The sequence below is a fragment of the Streptomyces kebangsaanensis genome, assembly GCF_001906585.1.
Lineage (GTDB): Bacteria > Actinomycetota > Actinomycetes > Streptomycetales > Streptomycetaceae > Streptomyces > Streptomyces kebangsaanensis.
Window position 1 is genome coordinate 1 of the sequence record NZ_JUJA01000083.1, and the last position, 21,395, is coordinate 21,395.

Sequence of the window (21,395 nt, forward strand, 5' to 3'; positions counted from 1 at the left end):
CCACACGGTGCGAGTGTGGGACCTGACCACCGGCCGCCCCCTCGGCAAACCCCTCACCGGCCACACCGACCCGGTGTTCGTGGTGGCGTGCACGAAGGTGAACGGCCGCCCCACCGCCATCACCGCCAGCTGGGATGACACGGTGCAGGTGTGGGACCTGGCCACCCGCCGCCCCGTCGGTGAACCCCTCACCGGCCACACCCACCTGGTCAACACAGTGGCGTGCACGGACCTGAACGGCAGCCCCATTGCCGTTACCGGCAGCTCTGACCGCACGGTGCGGGTGTGGGACCTGGCCACCGGCCGCCCCCTCGGCAAACCCCTCACCGGCCACACCGAAATGGTGACTTCGGTGGCGTGCACGGAGCTGGACGGCCGCCCCACCGCCGTCAGCACAAGCAATGACGGCACGGTGCGGGTGTGGGACCTGGCCACCGGCCGCCCCCTCGGCAAACCCCTCACCGGCCACACCAACGCGGTGCTCGCGGTGGCGTGCACGGACCTGGACGGCCGCCCCACTGCCGTCACCGGCAGCTCCGACGGCACCGTACGCGTGTGGAACCTAGGCTCGGGATCAAGCACAGCTGCGATCTTCCTCGACAGCATCAAGCGCCTTGCGCTGACCCGATCTGGCGACATCATCGTGGCCAGCAACAGGGACGTCGCTGTCTACCGACGCACCCAACATGGTTGGGCGTAATGTGCCCCTACCTCCATGTGGGGTGTGACGCAGAAGGGCCTTGCTCGCGTCAACCGCCTGATCGCTCGTCGTAGTTCAGAGAAGTGACCAGGCCGAACGAGATGTAGCCCGACCAGAGTGCGCTCATACGGACACCATGCAAGCTGAAGCGGTTCGGCGCACGGGGTGCTATTCCGGCCCGGTGATCACGAGTGCGTCGGCTGGCCCTCGGGCATCTGGTAGGGCCGGGGTCCGAAGGCGCGCGTGCACCGCGGGTGGGAGATTGGCCACGCCGCGGCCTCTTCGATCGTCCGGAGCGTGCCTGTGGCCTTGTCGGGGTCCTTGTGGCTGGTCCAGCCGCAGTCGACGCCGTCGAATACCTCCATCCACTGCACGCCCGCCTCGCGGGCCCGGTTGAGGGTGCCCGCGTTGTAGGCGACGGCGCTCTTGGCGAGGGTGGCGGCCTCCGCCCATACCTGCACCGGCATCCGGGCACCATTGCGGTAGATCACGTACGTCAGCTGATGCTCAGCGGCCAGCCGATCCGCGAGGGCCTTCGCCGCCTGCAGGGCGGTGGTGTGGCCTGCCGCCAGCTGCGGCACCTCCCGCCGGGCCGCGTCCCGCACGGCCCGGTAGAACTGGGCCGCCATGCGCTGCTGCTCCTCGGAGCGGCGCAGGAAGTCGGCGTAGGAGTCCGACGCCAGCGACTGCAGAGCCTCACGGTGGATCAGCGTCCACGTGAAGTGCCCGCTGGCCGCGCGCGCCGCAGCACGCGCCCCCTCTTCGTACAGGTGGGGCAGCTGCCGGGACACGAACGCGAGGGCCTCCACGTCCACGCGGCACTGGAAGTCGACGATGGCGGCCTGGAACTGGGCGAGCCGGTCGGCGACCATCCGGGACCGGGCGTTGTCGCCGATTGCCGCGATCACGGCGGCCTGGTGCGCGGCCAGGCGCTGCCAGGCGTCCTCCAGCACCGCAGCGACACGCGCCGCGACGGTCTCGGCGTCGCCGGGCGTCAGCGGTGGAAACTCGTAGCCCACTACCGCCGCCAGCCGTGGGCACGCCGCAGCGGGGCCACGACCAGGGCGTCCCCGCCATCCGGCTCATCAGGCGCGGTCGCATCCTGCACGAAGGCGATCTGCCGTTCCAGGCCGGTGAGGTTGTTGGACTGGTCGAGGGTGGCGACACCGCTCACGGTCAGCTGCAGGGGCTCGGCGAGCAGCGCCGCCCGCCGCTCGGAGAGCACTTCCAGCGCGACAGCCTTGGCGGAGCCGAGCCGCGTGTAGCGGGTCTCGAGGTCGCTCTGGTCGGTGGCGGGGCCGAGCTGCGCCAGGAGCCAGGCGAGGACAGCGGAGTCCACAGGCGTGTCCTTCCGGGAAGAGAGAGCGGCCCGGCACCCCCGCCGCATAGGGGTGCCGGGCCGGGCCTGGCCGGGTTACTACTCGGCCTGCTTGCGGGCCCGGGTCCGGGTGGGCTTTGCCTCCGGCTCGGGCGTGGCTGCAGGCGCGGGCGTCGGCTCGGACGTAGTTTCGGGTGTGGGCGCCGGCTCCGGGGCCGGGGTCGGCTCCGTCTCCCTCAGCGCAGCGGACTCCCGGTCGCTGTCGCTGTCGGCGCCCTCCTCGTCCTCGTCGGGCTCCCACGCGGCCGGGTTGGTGATGGTCTCGGCCAGGTCCTCGTCCGGCTCGTCACCGGGCTGCAGGATCAGCCATTCGGCCGTCTGCGGGTGCTGCACGTGCACCGCTGCCGCCAGTCGCCGCCCCATGTCACAGCACCTTCGCAGTGATGTGGCAGTCCGGCGAGTACAGGACGGGCATCGCGACCGCCGCGCCCTTGGTCCACAGCTGTACCGGGTCGTCCTTGCCGCCACGGGTGATGATCAGGCCCGGGGCGTCCTCGCGGGCGATCGCCGGGTTGCCGCCCCGCGACAGCACTAGCGACTCTGCCGTGGTCCCGTACAGGGTCTGCCCCCACTTCGCCCGGTCCGGCGGCAGCATGATCCACCGGTCGTCCGGCAGGCACTTCGTGGAGACGCCGTCCACACGGACCTGCCCCTTGTAGAGGGTGATCGGCGGCAGGCTGTAGTTGCCGCGCACCACGTCGACCTGCTGCGGCGTCAGCGTCGCCGTCGGCGTCGTCGACGGGTTCACGCTGCCGTAGTAGGCGGCCCGGTAGGCGTTGTTGCCGCCCAGGTAGGAGTACACACGCCGCGAGGTGAACACACCCTCGGGCGTGGGCGCGCCGATGTCGTCGAGGTGGTCGATCCAGCGCAGCTCGTCCGCGATCGGGTCCGACGTCGGATCCGACCACGGCTTCGGCGCCACCGGCATGTTCGCCGCCGGCACGTTGTAGTCGACCTCCTGGGTGAGCCCGTTCTCGCCCTGCAGGGAGAACTTGCCGTCCACGAGGACGTCGCCGGCGGCCAGCTCCAGACGGGAGTTGATGGCCTCGACGTGCCGCTCCACGTCGTCGTACAGCAGCTGCTCCAGGCGGGAGGCGTCCGCGCCCCGGGCCGCCTCCTGCAGCAGCAGCTCGACCTCGCCCACCATCAGCTTCTGGCCGAGGGACGGCAGCATGCCCTGCGTGGACGTCTGCCACGCCTGCCGGTCCGCGAACGGCACGGAGGCGTCGAAGGCGCGGTACTTCGCGGCATTCACGTAGCGGCCGGTCTGCTTGATCCGCCACATGACGTCCTGCACGGACACCTTGGCGAACACGGTCTGCGTGAGCAGGAAGTCGGCCGGGGTGGGAATGTAGCGGGCGAACGTCGTCAGGTCCGCCACGCTGATGTCTTTGATCAGGTCCTGAACGGTCATCGACAGGGCCTCCTTACACGAAGCGGATCTGGCAGCTGGCGGACGGGGCGACCGGGGCGACGGAGATCGGGAGCTTCGCGGTCTTCACCGAGCCGTGCCACAGCAGCGCGGCCGGGACCTTCGTCTGCGCCGGTGCGAACAGCACCTCGGCGAACACGAACCCGGCGAGCTTCTCGCGGCCGTCGGTGGCGTCGGTCTTGTAGAGGCCGTACAGGCCCGAGGCGGTGATCTTGCCGACGGGGATGCCGGACAGGAACCGCGAGTAGGGAATGCTCGTGTCGGTCGACGGCACGTAGTGCGTGCCGGACGTGAACGTGCTCATGTCGAGGGTGATCGAGTCGACCGAGTCAGTGCCGTGCAGGCTGGCCAGCCAGGACCGGTCGGCTGTCAGGTTCAGGGTGGTAGTGACCGGCTGAACGGTCATGGGTCCTCCCGTGGACGCGACGAAGCGGGTGATCGTCCGCTCACCGGCTGGTGGCGTCGTCCACGAGGAAGGGGGCGTGGTCCCCGGATCCGGCCTTGACCCGCCGGTGGGAGGTCTCAGTTGCCCGTCAGGAAGCCGCGCTGGCGGGCCATCTCCGCGCCGTGCTGGCCGGGCTTGGGCATGTTGCTGCCTCGCGGCGGCGGGCCGCCCGCCGGGGAGCCTCCGGGCGCGGCAGGCGGCACAGCAGGGCCAGCAGTGCCGAACAGCTCCGGCCTGCGCGCCTTCAACGCCTCCGCCGCCTCGGTGAGGGCCTGCTCGTCGGCGTCGTCCTCGACGACCAGGAGCAGTTCGGCGTCCTTCAGGTCAGCGCCGGTCGCACCCAGCCCGACGAGGACGGCACGGCGTGCCGCTGCCCGCTCACGGGCCACAGCCTGCGCCTCACGCTGCGCCGCGGCGGTCTCCTTCTCTGCGGCGGCCTGCTCGCGCCGCTCCAGCTCCGTGAGGGCCGCGGTCTGGGCGTCGCGCTGCTGCTGCACGAACGCGGTCAGCTCGTCGGCCTTGGTGAACCCCAGCTGCTCGATGAGTTCGCGGACCCCGGCGCGTGCGCCCTGCTGCTTCTCGCGGGCCAGGAGCCGGGTCAGCGCCTCCTGGTCCAGCGGCGGCGCCGCAGGCGCGGCCGGGATCGGGGCGGGCGGGAGCTGCTGGTTGGACGGGTCGGTGGGGTCCGCGCCCACGATGGGGAAGATGGGCCGGCCATCCCGCCGGTAGCCGACGGGCGTACGGGGGGCGGGCAGCAGCCTGTCCATGCGGATCCAGTCCTCCAGCAGCAGCGCCCCCGCGCCGTCGATCAGTGTAGCCACAACCGCAGCCACCCAACCCGTGTGCTGCTCGCGGACCGGGCCGCCCGGTCCACCGGCCTGATTGACCCCGCGCACAAATTGTCAGTGCTGCCCGGCAGGATGCGCTCATGCCGTCCTTGGATGACCTTCCCCCGTACCGCCGGGCGAAGTTGATGTGGGAGTTCGCCCACTTCGGCGAACACGGAGTTGAGCAGATGGTTCGGGAGCAGGCGGGCCAGCCGTGCCACCTGTCCGGCGTGCCCAAACCCTCCTCGCCCCGAGTGGCCGTGCTCGGGAAAGACGGCCGCTTCCACCTGATGAGCGACGGTTTGATGCTCTGCGCCAAAGGCCGCACCGAGCAGGGATGGGAGCACCGGCAGATCTGCTCGTGGACGGAGACCGACGAGGGTTTGGCCGAGGGTTACCGCGCCGGCGGGACGCACGGGTCCGTCGAGCGCATTTGGTTCGTCCAGGCCACCGCTGAGGCCGTGCCGCTGGCTTCCCTGCCGCCGGCACAGCGCTGCCATAGCGACAACTACACCGTCACCATGCACTACTGGCCTCCGCCCCCGGCCAGGACGGCCGTAGTCCGGCGGCTGCGCGCGGCCCTGGTCGAAGCCCTCGGGCCAGACTGCCACCTGTGCGGTGCGCTACCAGGGGCGATGGTGGATCACGACTACGCCACGGGCAAGGTGCGCGGCCTTCTGTGCAAGCTGTGCAACCGGACCGTGGAGGAATGTCCGCACGTGCAGGGCTGCCCGAAGGCCGACTACATGAGCAATCCACCTGCGGCAGATCTGGCGCTGTCATATCCGCCGTACCTGGCGCACGAGCCGAAGGCGTCCGTGAGGGCACACAAGATCGAGTTGCTCGGGTTCGATCCACTCGCTCCGTGGCGTCCCGCCCGACCGGACGCCTCGGCCTAAAGCGCTGTCCCGTAACTGATGGGCGATGCCGACTCAGGCGTTTGGGGTGAGACGCTTCACCGCTGATGCGCGTGGCGACCGACGCTGCGTCAGCACGGCAGTGCACACTCGGGTGGAGTCCATTCTCCCCGGAGGCGTCATGCCGCAGTCGGAGCCATCTGATGCACGGATGCGGGCCTGCGGGGTCGCCGAAATGTCCGGTCCGGTCCAGTCGCTACGGCTGCCCAGGCCCCAGTCACCCGGGCCAGGCGAGATCTTGCTCGACGTCCTGGCCGCCGGGGTCGGCCCCTGGGACCGGCTGCTTGCCTCCGGTGGATGGGACGTGGGCCTGCGCTTTCCGGCGGCCCTCGGGGTGGAGGGCGCAGGTCGTGTCGTCGCCGTGGGGCCGGATGTCACGGCCCCTGCCGTGGGTGACCTGGTGCTGGCCCACAGTGCTCCGCTGCCCGGTCACAGCGGCTTGTGGGCCGAGCAGGTGCTGCTGCGAGCCGCGGACGCGGCACCTCTGCCCGAAGGCCTGGACCCGGCGCGGGCGGCGGCCCTCCCCGTCAACGGCCTGACCGCCTGCCAGGCCTTGGACTGGCTGGACCTGTCCAGCGGCATGCACCTGCTGGTGACGAACGGAGCGGGAGTGACCGGCGCCCTCGTCCTGCAACTCGCGGTCGCGGCCGGAGTCCGTGTGACGGCGACGGCGTCCCCCCGCTCCTTCGACCGGCTGCGCCGCCTGGGCGCGACAGACGTCATCGACTACCGCCGCCCCGCCTGGCCGCGCGAGGTCGGGCGCGTCTTCGACGCGGCGCTCGCCGCAGCCCCCGGAACGGCCGCCACCGCCGGGGAACTTGTCCGCCCGGGTGGCCGACTGTGCTCCATCACCTCGGACGCCCCGGCCGCGAGCGCTGAACTCGCTTCGGCCGATCTCTACGTCCGTCCGGACGCAGAGACTCTCGCTGTCCTCGCCAGCCGGCTCCGCGACGGCGTACTCGGCCTGCCCACGGAGGTACTTCCCCTTGATGAGGGCCCCGGCGCCTTCGACCGGTCCTCGAGGGGCCTCACCGGCGGAACCAAGCTCGTGCTCCGCGTCACCGGCCCGGCTTCCTCAGACACCATGCCGGCATAGAAGCCCAGCGACTCATTGCTGGGACTTCGAACGGGTACCGACGGTGTCAACAGCTCGATGGACAACGCGCCTGCCGGCCAGCGCCTCAGTGGGATGATCACCGCGTGACTGGTGTGATCACGACGCCGGAGCCTTCCTGGACAGCCCCGTTCACCGGGCTGAGCTCGCGCTGCTTTGGCACGTTGGTGACCGCACTGCGCCGTGAGGGCGCCGACGAAGTACGCCGGGGCCGGCCGTGGAGCCTGCCCTTCGAGGACCGGGTGCTGCTCGTTGCGGTCTATCGATGCGCCGGAGTAGCTGCGGAAGCTGCCGGCGGTGCAGATCTTGCGCCGGGTGTGGATTCACGTTGACCCCGAGATCAAGCGCGACCTGCGCGGCCGACTTGCCGCTCTCGGTCACGATCCGCACGGCCCCCTACGGAACTCCACGTCGAACTTCTGCCTCCTGTCCGCCGTGGCTCCCGGCTTCCCCTTTGGCCACAGCCCCTACGGTACGAAGGGAAGAACGCCTCTGGCATGATGCGGCGTCACAGCGGCCGTCTGCGGCTGTGCAGCATTCGGGGGTGCGGGGTGGCGGGGTTCGAGGTTCTGGAGCCGGGGGACCCGCGGCAGGTGGGGCGGTTCCGGATCGTGTCGCGGCTCGGCGCGGGCGGCATGGGCCAGGTGTTTTTGGCGCGCTCGCGAGGCGGGCGTCCGGTCGCGGTGAAGGTGGTGCGTCCGGAGCTGGCGCAAGACGGCGAATTCCGGCGTCGGTTCGCCCGCGAGGTCGCCGCTGCTCGGCGGGTCAACGGGGCCTTCACCGCCGGGGTAGTCGACGCTGACCCGGACGGCTCCCCGGCTTGGCTGGCCACCGTCTACGTGCCCGGCGTGTCGCTGGGGGAGGCAATCGCCGCACACGGGCCCTGGCCAGCCCAGTCTGTCCTGGCGCTCGGCGCGGGGCTGGCCGAGGCCTTGGAGGCGATCCACGCGGCCGGGGTCGTCCACCGCGACCTGAAACCCTCCAACGTGCTGCTCGCCCCCGACGGCCCGAGGGTGATCGACTTCGGCATCTCGGTCGCGAGCGAGGCCAGCATGCTGACCCACACCGGCATGACGATCGGTACCCCCGGCTTCATGTCCCCCGAACAGCTCACCGGCCGGCCCATCGGACCCGCCAGCGACGTCTTCGCCCTGGGCGCGGTGCTGGCCTACACCGCCACCGGCACAGGGCCGTTTGGCACGGGCACCCCACATGCCCTGCACTACCGCGCTGTGCACGAACAGCCCGACATCGACGCCCTCCCTGCCGAGCTGCGCGAGGTGGTTGCCGCCTGCCTGGCCAAACTCCCCGACCAGCGTCCCACCGTGGCCGCCCTGCTCGACCGGTTGACCGCCGCGGGCAGCACGGGCGGGGAGAGCGAGGCGGACGCCGCCACACTGCTGACCGAGCCCAGCTGGATGCCCGACCCGGTCACCCAGCTCGTCCAGGAGAACGCCACCACCGCCCTGCCTCGTACCCCACCCCCGGCGATGCCCCCCGCGCCGCCTGCGGCAACCTGGCCCGGCGCCGGCGTTTCGGTGGCCTCCACACTGCCGGAGACACCCCAACCCGCATTTTCCGCTGCCCCGGCGACACCGGGGGTGCATCAGGCCCCCCGGACGGGGGGACAGCCCGCCCTTGACGTCCCCAGCCCATCCGTCCCGGCACCACAGTCGGCTGACCCCACACCTCCGCCGCACGGCCAGTTCCCCGGACCCAAGCCGCTCATGTCCCGGCGCCGTGCTCTGTTCTCCCTAACCGGCACCGCGCTCGCCGCCGGAACCGCCCTCACCACCTGGAAGATCCTCGACAACAGCTCCTCCACTGAGCAGCGCTGGGCCTTCCGTACCGGCGGCATTGTGGACTCGTCGCCGGTGGTGGCCGGCGGCGTGGTCTACGTCGGCAGCAGTGACTACAACCTGTATGCGGTGGACGCCGCGACAGGAAAACGGCACTGGGCCTTTCCCACCAGTAATGCTGTGATGTACTCGTCGCCAGCGGTGGCCGACGGCACGGTCTACGTCGGCAGCAGGAACCACAACCTGTATGCGGTGGACGCCGCAACCGGAAAGCAGCGCTGGGCCTTCCCCACCGACGGCGAGGTGTACTCCTCGCCGGTGGTGGCCGGCGGCGTGGTCTACGTCGGCAGCTGGGACGGTAGCCTGTACGCGGTGCAGACATGACGGCACACGCTGCGGGCTTCGCTTGAAGAGCGATGGCCTGGGACAGGGATGATATGTAAGGCCGCGCGTCGCAGCCGAATTTCGAGTATCTCATGCCCTGGACCTGCGCAGCCGTGGAGTGTGTCCCCGAAGCTACCTTTCCTGGCCACATCTTTCACCCGCGACGCCCGCGGCCGTTCACCGCAGTCATCTGTGGCAGCGTGGGCACCTACGAACACCATTGGTCGGCTGGCCCGAGGGTGAGATCCCCTCGGGCCGGCCGGCTTCGGTGCTTTCAATACTGCTTACTTCTTCTTGCCTGGGTCTTGTCTCCGAGCTTGCTGACTTGCGTTTTCGCTGCTCTTGGCGGCGTTCACAGGCAACTGAGTGGTTCTCATTGGTCGTCGTTGTCCGCTACCGAGCGGCCTCAGACGGCCCCGGGACGGCCCGAGACCCAGCCCTCTCACTCGGGCTCTCTCCCTAGTAGCGAGGCCCAGGCCCCATCGGGCCGATCTCGCCGGCCTTGCCCGGCGGCCCGTCCGGCGCAGTCTGACCCGGAGGGACGAGCGGCACAGCTGGCACCGGGTCGGCTTCGGGCAGCTGCAAGTACTCCCGCACGGCCCCGTTGTCGCCGGTGGCGTCGGCGAGGCGGGCGGCCTGGTCGAAGGCCCGCTTCTGGATGCGCTCGATCTCCTTGGCAACGTCGTCGATCGGATACCCGGCCTCCTGCAGCATCCGCACCGCGGTCTCCAGGGAGAACACGCCCGCCACGTAGCCCTCCGTGACGTCCTTGAGGACGGAGGCGCGGTCGGTCGGCGTATGCGCACCCCACACCAGGCGTGCGGGCAGCGACTCGCCGGCGGGCCACACCCGCCCGGCCTGGTGCAGGCGCTGCACCATGCGCAGCAGCAGCTGATACTTGTGGTTGCGGGCCAGGCGCATCGCGCCGACCAACGAGTCCAGCGGGCTCAGGGCGAGCTGCAGCGCGTACCCGGACGGCACCTTCGCCGGGTCGAGGCTGCCGAGTCCGGCCGTGGTGAGGCGCGTGTTGGAGGCGAGCCGGTCCATCAGGTGGTCGACGCGCTCGCGGAGCTCGGCGAGCTGCGCGGAGGTGTCGAGGGTATCCATGCGCCCGTTGTCGGACAGCTGCCACACCGACCCGGCCTCCACCCGCACCGGCAGCGGCTGCCCGGTAGTGCGGTCCATGGGCAGCCGGGCCCCGGCGAGGGCCACGATGGGTGTGCCGGTGGTCGCCGAGGCGGACGCGCTGTCGGTGTCGGTGGCGGCTAGCTCGTCCAGCAGCTGCAGCGGGGTCGCCAGGGTGGACTTGCCCCAGTGTTCGCCGACGTCCGGGATCGAGTTCGGGATGTGCACCACCGGAATGAAGTCCACCATCAGGTCCAGGCGGTCGAGGACCTGGCCGTCGGAGCGCACCCGGTAACTGGCCTTGTCCGGAGGCAGAGAGAACACGTCGTGGGCGCGGCCGAGGTCCTCCAGCAGCCATTCGCCGTCCGTGAGGTAGCAGGTGATCGCGGACGGCTTGCCCGGCGCCCACGGGTAGATGCGGGTCACCGTGCCCGTCGCCGCGTCGAGGGTGTCGCCAGCGGTGAGGACCGGTTCGCCGTCGCCGCCGACGACCAGCTCGCGCACGCTACGCCCGTCCACGGCGGCCGGCCGGGTCGCCCAGCCGATCGGGGCGAGTTCGTAGGTGATCCGGCGCACCCGGGCTTTGAGGCCGCGTGCCGGGTCGGCGGGCAGCTCCCACGCGAAGTGCACACGGTTCGGGTACTCCTGGGCGTCCTGCTCGCCCTCGTCCCACTCAGGGAAGTAGAAGCCGGGATCGTAGGTGCGCAGCAACACCCGCTGTTTCGTCGGCTCCCAGGCGAGGGTGTAGACGCCGTCGCCGCAGCGGACCGCGCACCGCTCGCACTGCTGGACGCGCAGCGGCAGCAGCTCCTTGTCCGCCCAGGCACGCAGCCGCTCCTGCAGGTCGGCCGCAGCAGCCGCCTCCGGGGCCGGCCCGTCCTGGCCGACGTGGTCGGCGCCGGGCACCACGATGGTCTGCTCCGCACCGAGCAGATAGCCGAGGGTGGTGTCGATCAGCTTGGACGGATCACCGAGTTCGCGGCGCTCCACACCGTGACCGTCACCGGTGACGGCGGCAAGCTGCCCGGCCTGGTTGGAGTCGTACGCGGCGAGCACCTTGTACGCGGCCAGGCGGCGCAGGTCCTCGGCAGGCACCCACGAAGTGTTCAGCTCGGGAAACGCGTGCTGGCCGGGCCGGTTCGGATCGGCCATGGCCTGCTTGTAATTCAGCCACGACCAGGCGTCGATGAGCAGTTCGCGCAGCCTCACGGGTGCCCCTCCAGGCGACCAGGCCCCGCGCCTGCAGCCAGCTTAGAGGCAGTGTGTGATCACGAACCCGAAGTGGCGGCCTTGCGCTTGTCGTCCTCGATGTCGAGACGCCGCATGAGGAAGCTGGCAAACACCAGCATCTCCTCGGCCTCGTCGCGAGCGTCCTTCTCGTCCGGCCCGTGCATCCGAGGGTTACGCAGCGCGCCCATCGCGCCCTTGAAGAGGAACTGCATGCCGTTCTGCTCGCTCGCCAGCGAGTTGCCCGTGGACCGGGTCACCGTGAGTTTCGGGGGGCCTGGCTTGGCGCCAAAGGCACGGCCCATGAGCCCTTCACCAAAATCGGGTTCGTCGGCCAGCGTTTGCACGCGGTGCTCCACTGCCTGGAATGCGCGACTCACCGCGTCGACGTAGAAGCCGCTGTTGAACCGCTCGGCAGCGACCTTCGCGATCAGCGGATGCAGGTTGCAGGTGACCGACATCGACACCGACGATCCCGCGGCGCGGGCGGCCGGAGCGGGTGGCGTCGCTACCGGTACGGGAAGTGCGAAGGGTCCGTGCAGTGTGGATCGCTTGGCGAAGGGCCGGTTGTCGGCCTCGGTCCGCTCCATCCCCAGCACCTGCTCGCGGATGCGCCAGTAGTCCTGCAGCCGGTGCACGTCAGCGAACGGCCGAATGCTCCGGTCGAAGTTGAGCGACCAGTCCAGCCCCTCCCGGTTGATGCTTCCACCGCGGAAGCAGGTTTCACGCTGCCCGAACGTGGCGGCGGCGAACGTGACCTCCTTGGTCAAGAGTGGCGGGTCGATCCCCGGGAGGTGTGCAACGTCTCCGGGATTCATCCATGGCAGCTCACCGCGGTCCGCGGGCCGCCAGGCTGGCTCCATTCCGGCCGCTTTGCGCACCATGCCGAGGAATACGCGGATGGCCGGTCCGGTGCCGGTGCAGTTCGCAGCGCCAGCGATGGTCAGGGCCAGTTCCTGCGAGCCTTGTGGCAACTGCGAGAGGTCGGGGGCAACTCCGAGCAGCAGTGCGGGGCACAGCTGCTGTACGACCTCTTCGAACTGCAGGCCCTTCGCGAACAGTTCCCGATCGATGTCGTCGAAAGTCGGCCAGCGATGGTGTTCGCTGAAGTACGTCCAGATCGCGTTGAGGAGGACGCGGCCTTCCTTTCCAGTGGGACGCGGCATTCCCTCCGGCGCGATGGTCCGAACGATCACGTGCTGCCCCCAGCGGCCGAGCCTGAACGATGCCCGCAGGCTACTACTGCGCGTGGGGCTATTGGTTGGGCTCGTCGGCGCAGCCGTGCATCCACATCGAGTACAGCAGCTCCTGCTGGTTGGCGCGCGGCTTGCGGTCCCAGATGGCCTGGCACAGCTCGTCCGAGGGTTCCATGTCGTCGTCCAGGAGCACCTGCCGGTAGGTGCGCCCCTCGTCGAGGGAGGCGTCCAGGCGGGCCTGCGCGGAGGCTTTGATCTCCTCGGAGGTGGGGGGCTTGGGTGCGTCCGGGTGAGGCCACAGCCAGATCACGCCTGCGGTGACGGCCGCGCACGCTATGCCGGCGGCGCCGATGATGCCCTTGATCGTCATGGGCGGTGACGCTAGCAGCCGTGGCGGACAGGTCCTATGGACCTGGCGCTGCGGGGCTGTTGGCCTTTGTGGGGCCGTTTTCGGGGGGTTATCGGCGTCCGCCGAGGCGGTCGTCGTAGATGTGTCCGGCGACGGCGGCGAGCTGGTCGGGGTCGGCGAGTTCGGTCAGTCCGTGCACGGCGACGTCCATGCGGTCGGAGGAGTCCATGCCGACGACCCAGGTGACCCTCCTCGCGGCTTGAAGCAGGTGGTGATGCGCAGACCGCGATCCCCCAGGCCGTGCCGGGTCAACGCAGTAGCACTGTCCATCGCCATACCCCTCGAGGCGTACGGATATGACGTGCTGCCCCGACAGAAGGCACTCCTGCCGGGGGGTCTGTTGTGAACGTGCTGGTCACAGCCATTCGTTGATGACCATGACCAGCACGGTGGCTTCGTAACGGACGGCGAGTTTGTCGTGACGACACCCGCCCCTTCAGAAATGACAATTACTCGATCCTGTCCGGCTCGGTGAACATAGCCGTTGGCGTCGCCGAGCTCCGTAATCAGGGGTTTGGAAGCGGTCACGGAATGGCGAGCGCGCCCGCTGGTCTAGGAGTTCGTCACGCCCGTCTGACCGTCAATGCGGCTGTGACCTGGTGTGACTTGATCCTCGATACCCTCGCCGGTCCTGCGGCTCCGTGGCGGAAGCAGCAGGGCGCAGACCCGGCATCCGGGGCCCGACAGGAGCCGTCCCATGAGTAGGAGGGACGGCTCCTCACTGTGCATCCACAGACTCACTGTCCGGATTTGGAGCAGGATCCGCTGTTCTTGACGCTGTGCGGATCGATACATGTGCTGTCGTAGGAGGCTTCGCCCTCGCGATCGAAGACCTGGAGTCGTGGATCCGACTCGTCGGCCTCCCACCACGCAGCGAATGCCTCAGCAGCGTGCTGAGACTCGACCATGAGATGCATCCACAGATACAGCTCCGCCTCGTCTCCGGCGTCTATCGCGTCCATGTCGATGACTGGGTAGTCGGACTTGACCTCAAGGATGGGGAATCCTGTTCCCACACCTCGCCTGAACCCCTGCCATCCCTTGAGATGGCTGACGACCTCTTTCTGCCTGGCCGTTCCGTTTTCCGCCACGAACTTTTTGAACTGCTTGAAGGTGCCCGGAGTCCCGGCGATCTCCGCGAGGGTCATCGTGACCTTCTTCGGCCGCTCCGGGATGGGGGTGGCCGACGGGCTTGTGCGCTCGGGAGTGGGACTGGCCGGCGGGCTCGTGTGCTCGGGAGTAGGGCTGGCCGGCGGGCTTTCGACGCTCGCAGTGACGCTGGGCTTGGCCGTTGACGCAGCGTCCGAGTTGCCATCGCCACCGCCACACTCCGTCGCCGCTGCCAAGATGAGCGCGATGACTCCGATGACCGCGAAGACGCCACACCCCTTGGTCATCTCGTTGTTGCTCTTGATGCCCACGTACACGCTCTCCATCACCAGTGCTGGAGGGGTTACCGACAGGCGTCACCGCAGGTAGGAGCCCCCTCATCCGTGACGCGTGATCGTACATGTGGCCGACTTGTGAAGAGATCGCACCCCTGGCGTGTGGGCGGGACCCTGACGGACCTGACGGGATCACCCCCCACCAACGCCCGCATGCCGGAAGGATGTTCGCCATGCAGGCAGAGACGTTGGCGGGGCTGATGGGTCTCGCGGGTGCTGTGGTGGGTGCAGGTGGCGCACTGCTGGGCGGATGGCTGCAAGCACGCACAGCGAGGGGAGAGCGCATTGAGGGCTACCGGCGGGACGCGGCTCAGGCCGCCCTGAACGAGCTGATCCAACTCCGGCACGAGCTGATGGTCCACGATCGTGAGCGCCCCATGGAGCCCGAGTACGGCCTGTCCGGCGCCTTCCAGGACTTCATGCACGCTGGAGAGCGCCGCCTTATGGCCATGAACGCTTCCGTCCTGCTGATTCCTGACCCTCGGCTCCGGGAGCGCCTGGAACGCGTGTACGAGGTCGGAAACGCCTGGCTCTTGGTCCCGGGGCTGCGGGCTGGAGGTCAGATCTCGTGGATGCAGGCCGCTGCGCGAGAGGGGATCGAGGTCCTCGGGGCCTTCCTGCGGGGCGATCCTCTCCCTCCCGAATACGAGGGGTTCACGACCATGCGTCAGCACGTCGCGGAGCGGAACTGACGCCCGCCAGAACCAGTACTTGCTTTCCCTAACGAACGACCGCATAATCGAACGCAGCAGGACACGTACGTCCTCGTGCAGGCCCCGACGCCACTGGCGGACCGGGGCCTTTCGCATGTTCGGGAGGGCTTCAGTGGAGGACGAGATCTGGCTGACGGCCCGAGAGGCCGCCGAGCTGACGGGCGTCAGCGTCGTGACGGTCTACTCGTGGGTCCGCCGAGGCCGCCTGAAAGTCGAAGGCCTCGACCACCGGGGCCAGAAGCTCTTCCGGCATCTCGCCGTCGCCCAGGCCGAGAAGGCCACCAGGGCCAAGGCCAAGCGCGTATTGGTGACGGCCGCCTGACCTCGGTCCCGGTTACTTCGGCAGCACCTGGCCCTGATCCGTCACGTAGTAGCTGTTCTTGCACTCCATGAGCGCAGACTCCGAGACGTTGTACGGGCCGCCGGCCTGCTGGTTGCAGAACTTGTTGAGGATCTGGAACTTCTGCGCGGCGGACACCCCAGCAGGTTGGTTGTTCTGCTGCTGGTCTTCCTGCGACTGGTCGTCCATCTGATCCTGCACCCAGGGGTCCGGAGAAGAGGCGCCCGAGCCGCCATCGGAGCCCAGGACCACACCACCCAGGAAGAACGACGCGACAGCGACCGCGACGACGCCGCCCCACAGGGCCACCGGCCGCTTCCACCACGGCCTCTCCAGTCCCGCCAGGATGCGTTGGTATTCCGGGTGGTTCTTGTACTCGTCCCGCCAGCCATTCGGCGAATCCATCGAGTCAGCCGCCGTGTGCGCCGTGGGAGCGCCAGACGGACGCGGGGGGACGTTCGGGGGAAGTGGCGACGTGTTCTCCACCGCAAGCTCCTCAAGGCCCTGACCGGCAGCCAGATCGCGCACAGAGAGTCGGGTGACACAGGTTAACCACGGGGCATCCATGAGTTCTACACATATGACGGAACCGTGATCTTTCGTGACGGCCGGGGCTCCTTCACGCCCACGGCCACAGAACAGGCACCCCGTCACCACCCCGCCTTCACATGACGGATGATGGCCCCGCCAGCATCAACCATCCCTGGGGGGACCATGCGCACCCGCACCGCACTCGCCGCCGTCCTGCTCGCCCTCGCGGCACTCACCGCAGCCTGCGGCAGCGACAACAAACCCAGCAAGCCCGCCGCCACTTCGGTCGCCACGTCCGCCGCGGCCGTCGACACCGCCGAAGCCCGGCAGGCCTGCGTCGACGCCTGGGCCGAAACGATCAGCAACCGGCCCGCGGACTTCAACCCGGACACCGACAGTGACACCGAGCCGAACGAGTGCAAGGGCCTGCCCGAAGGCGACTGGACCGACCGCTACATGGATGGCCTCACCCAGAGCAACCAGGACGGCCGCGACGCCCTGCAGGACCTCATCGACCAGGCCTCCGAGGCCGCCCAGCCCTGACGCCGCAGGAGGCGCCCGTGGCTGGCAACCCCCGCAACGGGTGCCCCTACCGCCGCCTCGTCGACTGGATACGCGCCCAGCACCTCCCCTGCTGGATCTGCGGCCACGACACCGGCTACGGCCTGGACGCCCGACACTCGATGTCCTTCACCCTCGACCACCTGGAGCCGCGCTCCCCGGCGGAGCTTCCAGATCGCCGCCTGAGCACGAGAGGATACGAATCCCGTCCTCTCGTGAAAGCCCAGGAGGCCATGATGAGCACCGCTGGTCCCAACCTCTGCCTCTGCGACTGCGGCACCGAGATCGGTGAGGACAGCACTTTCGCGTCCGGACACGACAGCACGTACATGTGGCGGGTCCTCAAGGAGGACTTTGGCGAGGGCAAGGGCGTCAGCGAGCGCTTCCTCGACTGGTACCTGAGGAACCGCCCTCAGAGGTCATGACGCGGGACTCTCCGACTGCTGCTGCGGGACCGATCCGTTGGCGCCGGGCTCCAGCAAAGGGCTGGCCGGCTTCAGCACCCCACCCAGCTCGGGCAACTTGGCGGCGGAGAACTTCAAGATCAACGCGGCTTGCAGATGGGCCTTGAGAGCCGGGTCATCAACCTCTTCCAGCAGTCGGATCGCCTGACCGGCATCCCGCTCGACCTTCATGTCTTGCCGGAGCGACTGGGTCTGCGACTCCATGTGCTTCAGCGCCAGGTCTGCCCTGCGGTGGAACAAGGTGCCGATGACCGTCATCAGGAGACCGGCCACACTGGCGGTGACCGAGGCGTACTGGTCCCCGGTGCTCTCGGCACGGAAGATCGCCATGCCAATGCCGGAGATCAGGACGAGGCCACCCACCACCGAGCAGGAGAGGCTGACGACGAAGCTGCGGCGAGCCTGGGCCAGGCCGTAGGCGTAGTACTCGATCAGAAGTTTGGCGAACCGTGTCTCCGGGGTCGGCTCTTCTCCGGTACCGCTCGGCTCGCGCTCGGTGGGCTCGGGACCAAACACCTCTTGTCGCAAGCGGTCACGCTCTTGATCAACGTCATTGCCGAAGGTGCGGGTGCCGCGCCACACGTATATGGACGCAAGCACCATGACCACACCTGTGATTGCGGACGTCGCAGCGCCAAACCAATCCATCACCTAAACAAGATGGCAGACATGACCATCCCATGGTGCCCATCCTGACCAGTCACCTGCCACTCCACGCGCGTGAAGAAGTGAGCCAGCCGGGGCGTCAGCGTGCTGATCAGCAGAGGCTCAGGCCCTTGTCCAACACCTCAGAGATGTTGACCTTCAGCCCGTGGCCCAGCGTCTCGTCGTCAGCCCAGATCGGCGTGATCTCCGGATATCCGGCGCCCTTGGCCGTGCCGTTCACGGCATAGCGCGGACCGCCAGGCGGCTCGAACGTGACTGCTCCACCCTCGCACCGCAAGACGCCAGCACTGACCGTGAACGGCCACTCCGTGAACCGCGAAGCCGTCACCGCCAGACCTCCGCTCGGGGCCTTCGGCTCGGAGTCGCGGTGCCGCGAGGGCAGCTCCCTGCTGTTGTTGCTGTCTGAACTACTGCCGCTGCCCGAACCATTGGGCCAGCACGACGCAGCCACCGCCATCACGACCACGAAGAACACCGCAGCGCTGATCCACTCCGCACGGCTGTACTGGCGCCTCTCGCCCATCGGACCCCCTCCAGATCGAAAAAGCCCACGCTACGACCCGGAGCACAGCAGGCGTGAAGAACCCGACGAGGCAGAGCAGAAACGCGGCACCGCCCGTCAGCTACTGGCCAGTGAGAGCCGCAAACTCCTGCTCGCAGGCAGCCAAGTACTCCTGCTTCTGCTCAGGGGTGTAGAAGCGGATGAACCCCACCCCCTTCACCGCTATACCACAGGCAAACTCCGGCGGGGCGTTGATAATCGACACGTCCCCACCCGCAGTGTGGTTTCGAACCATCGCTTGGGCGTCAGACCTCCCCTTCTCAGCAGGGGGCAGGCGGTCCGGCCCTCCGCTGCCGCCGGAGATGAAGCCCACGAAGAACGACATGACAGCGAAAGCGATGGTGACAGCGACAGCGATGACGCCTCCCACGATGGCCCCCGGTTGCTTCCACCAAGGCTGTACCGGTCCGGGCATCGGCGGTGGTGACGTCGGGTACGGCGGTACGTGTTGGTAGTACTCCACAGCAGACTCCTCAAGGCCCTGACCTGCAACGACATGCGCACGGCGAATCGAGCGGCACAGAATACGCACGGGACGCACGCGGGATCTACACATGGGTCCCGGTCGTGATCCAACCGTGAGTTCCGCCTGACGGCCGTCAGCCCCTGACCAGTTACCTGCCACCACACGCGCGTGAGGGGGTGAGGAGGCTCACGGGGCCAGCAGTCGGTCACAACACACAGGCCAGGAGGTTCTAGCAGCCCCGGCGGACAGGGCCTGTTGGCGTGGCGTGCGGGGCCGTTGGCCTTATGGGGCTGTTTCCGGGGGTTATCGGCGTCCGCCGAGGCGGTCGTCGTGGATGTGTCCGGCGACGGCGGCGAGCTGGTCGGGGTCGGCGAGTTCGGTCAGTCCGTGCACGGCGGCGTCCATGCGGTCGGGGCTGTCCATGCCGACGACCCAGGTGACCATCTGGTCTTCGAGCTGTACGTGGGTGCCGACGTGGTGGACGAGGCCCTGGTCGTAGAGCTGGGCGATGGGTTCGGCGCGCAGGCGTTTGCCGAGTTTGGCGGTGACTTCGAGGACGCGGGGCATGAGCTGGCCTTGGATGGTGCCTTCGCGGCGCAGCTGCTCCCACGCCTGGGAGAGGACCTGGCGGGCCATGTCGCCGCCGTAGTTGGACTCGACCACGATCGCGTCGGCCTTGAGGGCGAGGGCGAGGTGGCAGGCGGTGAGGCCCCAGTCGTTGGCGCCCATGCTTCCGGAGCGGTCTTCGAGGACGTACAGGTGGCCGTCGTAGCCGCGGGCGAGGCCGATGATGCCGGTTTCGTCGCCGATGGCGGACTCTCCGCCGGCGGGGTCGACGGCGACGATGACGCGGGCGAGGTCGAGGCCGCCGAACTCGACGGTGGTGATGCGGTGGTCGTTGATCCAGGCGCGCTGCCACACGCCGCCCTCCGGCGGGCGGGGTTTCTGCTGGTAGAGCGCGGCCCACACGCGTTCGCCGACGCGGCGGCGGGTGGTGGCGTGGTGCTCGGCGTCGAAGCGTTCGGGCCACAGCGGCTCGCCGATCTTCCGGCTGAGTGGGTCGTCGTCGCTGTCGGCGAGCGCGGGCAGGTCGATGATCTTCCACTCGTTGGCTTGGGCGTCGGCGAGGATGCGGCCGGCGAGGTCGTCTTCGTTCCAGCGGGTCTGGATGACGCAGATCGCCCCATCGGGTTCGAGGCGGGTCTGCAGGACGGACTGCCACCACTCCCACGTCTTGCGGCGGATGTTGGGCGAGTCGGCGGAGGCCATGTCCTGCACGGGGTCGTCGACGAGGGCAATGGTCGCGCCCTTGCCGGTGAGGGTGCCGCCGATGCCGGCTGCGACGAGGCCGCCTTGGTGGCCTGCGATGTCGAAGCGCATCGCCGCCCGGCTGGAGGGGTTGAGGTGGATGCCGAGCTCGTCGCCCCACGTCTCGATGGCGTCGCGGATCCAGCGGGAGTGCTCCTCGGCGAGGTCTCCGGAGTAGGAGGTGATCGCCACGCGGCGGTCGGGGTGCTGGCGCAGGTACCACAGGGGTGCCCAGCGGGAGGCCCGGCGGGACTTGCCGTGCCGTGGCGGCATGGTGATCATCACGCGGTCGGCGCGGCCCTCGGCCATGTCGATCCACGCCTGGTCGATGAGGTGCAGGTGCCGGGCCTGCATCTCGGCGTGTTCGGTGAGGACGGCGGCCATCGCACCCGGGGAGGCGTCCATGGCGATGCGGCGTTCGATGCGGGCGAGCTGGGCGCGCAGCTCGGGGGAGGCCTTCGCGGCCATGACGCGGCGCAGGGCCGGCGGCTTGCTCCGGTAGGCGGCCAGCAGCGCGGCTTCGCGCTCAGGGCTAGTCTTCCGAGCCACGCGCGGCCTCCTCGGATATCTCGATCAGGGCTTCGAGCTCGTCGAGGGCGACCGCGGTCAGCTCGCTGCTCGAAGCGTCCGGGGTGACGATCTCGGTCTTGGACGGCTTGTCGAGGCCGTTCATGCGGGCGCGGCGCTCCATGATCCGCAGGGCGCGGTCGATGGCGGGCAGGTCGCCGTCCTTGACGGCTTGGCGGTAGGCGACGAAGAACAGCCGGTCCAGGCGCAGGTTCTCCACGGCGCGCAGCTCCTCGGCCTTGTCCTCGACCTCGGTGGTGCGTTCCTTGAGGGCCTGGCGGACGTCCTTGCACGCGGCGTGGATGAGCTGTTCGTCGGTGGGGGGCTCTTGGCCCTTGGTGTACCGGTCGATGCCGTAGCCGTGCGGGTAGGCGATCCGGTCGGAGTTGACGGCGGGGTCGGCGGCGAGTTTGCGGCCTACAGTGAGCCAGTCCACGCCGGCCAGGCGTAGGTCGATGGCGTCCGCCCGCCGCTGTGCGATGGCGGCGCGGGCGGCCTTGTCAGGGCGTCCCACGGGACAGCGGTCCTTCCGGTAGCGCCCCCGCGCCTCACCCACATGATCCCGTACCGAGCCGACCAGCGGATGGCCTCGCTTCTCATGGGACCGGTTTCGGCGAATACGCCCAGCAGGGGTGGCCGCTGATCTACGGTGTGGTCATGGAGACATGGGGCACCTTCGGCCCCGGGCAGTCAGAGGCCCGGTCGCTGCCAGACGTGTCTCTGACCATGCCTTCAGACATGCTCCAGCGGTACGCGCCTATGGCCGACATGCCGCCTCACCTCGCGCAGCAGAAGACAGATCTCCTAGGGGTCTGGCTT

General features: G+C 69.0%; 24 protein-coding genes and 2 pseudogenes. 10 read left to right on the forward strand and 16 right to left on the reverse strand.

The genetic code is table 11. From position 1 onward, the window contains the following. The coding region (locus tag RH94_RS12180) for a WD40 repeat domain-containing protein (protein WP_407697302.1) at positions 1-700 on the forward strand (700 nt) is incomplete at its 5' end. Positions 701-885: 185 nt separating this feature from the next. Here RH94_RS12180 and RH94_RS12185 read toward each other — a convergent pair. The 6 genes from RH94_RS12185 to RH94_RS12210 form a co-directional block, all read right to left on the reverse strand. Beyond that, positions 886-1,719 (reverse strand): hypothetical protein, encoded by an 834-nt coding sequence (locus RH94_RS12185; RefSeq protein WP_073947625.1) that lies wholly within the window; start codon positions 1,717-1,719, stop codon positions 886-888. Then, entirely contained in the window at positions 1,719-2,039 is a 321-nt protein-coding gene (locus RH94_RS12190; RefSeq protein ID WP_073947626.1) for a hypothetical protein, read from the reverse strand. Before RH94_RS12190 ends, RH94_RS12185 begins: the two co-directional genes overlap by 1 nt. Positions 2,040-2,117: 78 nt before the next feature. Then, positions 2,118-2,441 (reverse strand): hypothetical protein, encoded by a 324-nt coding sequence (locus RH94_RS12195; RefSeq protein ID WP_073947627.1) that lies wholly within the window; start codon positions 2,439-2,441, stop codon positions 2,118-2,120. A 1-nt stretch (position 2,442) separates the two neighbouring features. Beyond that, the gene (locus RH94_RS12200) at positions 2,443-3,492 is read right to left on the reverse strand and encodes a major capsid protein (protein ID WP_073947628.1); all 1,050 of its coding nucleotides are present in this window, start codon (positions 3,490-3,492) and stop codon (positions 2,443-2,445) included. A gap of 13 nt (positions 3,493-3,505) precedes the next feature. Next, positions 3,506-3,916, reverse strand: a complete 411-nt coding sequence (locus RH94_RS12205) for a K structural protein (protein WP_073947629.1) — start codon at positions 3,914-3,916, stop codon at positions 3,506-3,508. Between the two features lie 116 nt (positions 3,917-4,032). Beyond that, a complete protein-coding gene (locus RH94_RS12210) occupies positions 4,033-4,776 on the reverse strand; it encodes a hypothetical protein (RefSeq protein WP_073947630.1) in 744 nt (247 codons plus the stop codon). 152 nt (positions 4,777-4,928) lie between these two features. Between RH94_RS12210 and RH94_RS12215 the strand changes: the two genes are divergently transcribed. The 4 genes and pseudogenes from RH94_RS12215 (at position 4,929) to RH94_RS12230 (ending at position 8,996) form a co-directional block, all read left to right on the forward strand. Beyond that, positions 4,929-5,681: an endonuclease domain-containing protein gene (locus tag RH94_RS12215; RefSeq protein ID WP_199880932.1), complete on the forward strand. Its 753-nt coding sequence runs from the start codon at positions 4,929-4,931 to the stop codon at positions 5,679-5,681. A 193-nt stretch (positions 5,682-5,874) separates the two neighbouring features. Then, positions 5,875-6,795 (forward strand): NADP-dependent oxidoreductase, encoded by a 921-nt coding sequence (locus tag RH94_RS12220; RefSeq protein WP_073947632.1) that lies wholly within the window; start codon positions 5,875-5,877, stop codon positions 6,793-6,795. A 104-nt stretch (positions 6,796-6,899) separates the two neighbouring features. Beyond that, positions 6,900-7,076: pseudogene (locus RH94_RS12225) on the forward strand (IS5/IS1182 family transposase); the annotation flags it as partial. Between the two features lie 288 nt (positions 7,077-7,364). Then, positions 7,365-8,996, forward strand: coding sequence for a protein kinase domain-containing protein (locus RH94_RS12230; protein WP_234425718.1), 1,632 nt, complete (start codon positions 7,365-7,367; stop codon positions 8,994-8,996). Positions 8,997-9,455: 459 nt separating this feature from the next. Here the strand turns inward: RH94_RS12230 and RH94_RS12235 are convergent, their stop codons facing one another. From RH94_RS12235 to RH94_RS12245, 3 genes are read right to left on the reverse strand one after another with little or no spacing between them, the layout of a single operon-like run. Continuing rightward, entirely contained in the window at positions 9,456-11,330 is a 1,875-nt protein-coding gene (locus RH94_RS12235) for a phage portal protein (RefSeq protein ID WP_073947634.1), read from the reverse strand. 59 nt (positions 11,331-11,389) lie between these two features. Continuing rightward, positions 11,390-12,544, reverse strand: a complete 1,155-nt coding sequence (locus RH94_RS43155; protein ID WP_234425719.1) for a TIGR02391 family protein — start codon at positions 12,542-12,544, stop codon at positions 11,390-11,392. Positions 12,545-12,602: 58 nt separating this feature from the next. After that, positions 12,603-12,914, reverse strand: a complete 312-nt coding sequence (locus RH94_RS12245; RefSeq protein WP_073947635.1) for a hypothetical protein — start codon at positions 12,912-12,914, stop codon at positions 12,603-12,605. A gap of 492 nt (positions 12,915-13,406) precedes the next feature. Between RH94_RS12245 and RH94_RS12250 the strand changes: the two are divergent. Next, positions 13,407-13,658: pseudogene (locus tag RH94_RS12250) on the forward strand (abortive infection family protein); the annotation flags it as partial. 32 nt (positions 13,659-13,690) lie between these two features. On the opposite strand, the gene RH94_RS40310 reads toward RH94_RS12250, so the two are convergent. Next, the gene (locus tag RH94_RS40310; RefSeq protein WP_143204005.1) at positions 13,691-14,374 is read right to left on the reverse strand and encodes a hypothetical protein; all 684 of its coding nucleotides are present in this window, start codon (positions 14,372-14,374) and stop codon (positions 13,691-13,693) included. Positions 14,375-14,571: 197 nt separating this feature from the next. On the opposite strand from RH94_RS40310, the gene RH94_RS12265 reads away from it, so the two are divergent. Together RH94_RS12265 and RH94_RS12270 are read left to right on the forward strand one after the other, a co-directional pair. Continuing rightward, positions 14,572-15,090 carry a hypothetical protein gene (locus RH94_RS12265; RefSeq protein WP_073947638.1) on the forward strand — a complete coding sequence of 173 codons (519 nt, stop codon included), beginning with the start codon at positions 14,572-14,574 and terminating at the stop codon, positions 15,088-15,090. A gap of 133 nt (positions 15,091-15,223) precedes the next feature. Then, positions 15,224-15,433: a helix-turn-helix domain-containing protein gene (locus RH94_RS12270; RefSeq protein ID WP_199880933.1), complete on the forward strand. Its 210-nt coding sequence runs from the start codon at positions 15,224-15,226 to the stop codon at positions 15,431-15,433. 12 nt (positions 15,434-15,445) lie between these two features. Here RH94_RS12270 and RH94_RS12275 read toward each other — a convergent pair whose 3' ends face one another. Beyond that, positions 15,446-15,979 (reverse strand): hypothetical protein, encoded by a 534-nt coding sequence (locus RH94_RS12275; protein WP_234425721.1) that lies wholly within the window; start codon positions 15,977-15,979, stop codon positions 15,446-15,448. Between the two features lie 186 nt (positions 15,980-16,165). Here RH94_RS12275 and RH94_RS12280 point away from each other — a divergent pair, with 186 nt between their 5' ends. Then, the gene (locus RH94_RS12280; protein WP_073947640.1) at positions 16,166-16,525 is read left to right on the forward strand and encodes a hypothetical protein; all 360 of its coding nucleotides are present in this window, start codon (positions 16,166-16,168) and stop codon (positions 16,523-16,525) included. Between the two features lie 17 nt (positions 16,526-16,542). Then, the gene (locus tag RH94_RS41315) at positions 16,543-16,968 is read left to right on the forward strand and encodes a hypothetical protein (RefSeq protein WP_073947641.1); all 426 of its coding nucleotides are present in this window, start codon (positions 16,543-16,545) and stop codon (positions 16,966-16,968) included. Here RH94_RS41315 and RH94_RS12290 read toward each other — a convergent pair. The 5 genes from RH94_RS12290 to RH94_RS12310 all read right to left on the reverse strand — a co-directional run bounded on the left by RH94_RS12290 (position 16,963) and on the right by RH94_RS12310 (position 21,090). Beyond that, positions 16,963-17,610 (reverse strand): TRADD-N-associated membrane domain-containing protein, encoded by a 648-nt coding sequence (locus RH94_RS12290; protein WP_143204006.1) that lies wholly within the window; start codon positions 17,608-17,610, stop codon positions 16,963-16,965. The two genes, RH94_RS41315 and RH94_RS12290, sit on opposite strands and share 6 nt — an antisense overlap. A gap of 154 nt (positions 17,611-17,764) precedes the next feature. Next, complete coding sequence (locus RH94_RS12295; RefSeq protein ID WP_073947643.1) at positions 17,765-18,196, reverse strand: hypothetical protein; 432 nt, start codon at positions 18,194-18,196, stop codon at positions 17,765-17,767. Between the two features lie 100 nt (positions 18,197-18,296). Next, complete coding sequence (locus tag RH94_RS12300; protein WP_143204007.1) at positions 18,297-18,698, reverse strand: hypothetical protein; 402 nt, start codon at positions 18,696-18,698, stop codon at positions 18,297-18,299. Between the two features lie 306 nt (positions 18,699-19,004). Then, the gene (locus RH94_RS12305) at positions 19,005-20,558 is read right to left on the reverse strand and encodes a terminase large subunit domain-containing protein (RefSeq protein WP_073947645.1); all 1,554 of its coding nucleotides are present in this window, start codon (positions 20,556-20,558) and stop codon (positions 19,005-19,007) included. Beyond that, positions 20,542-21,090 (reverse strand): hypothetical protein, encoded by a 549-nt coding sequence (locus RH94_RS12310; RefSeq protein WP_073947646.1) that lies wholly within the window; start codon positions 21,088-21,090, stop codon positions 20,542-20,544. Before RH94_RS12310 ends, RH94_RS12305 begins: the two co-directional genes overlap by 17 nt. Positions 21,091-21,395: the final 305 nt, after the last annotated feature.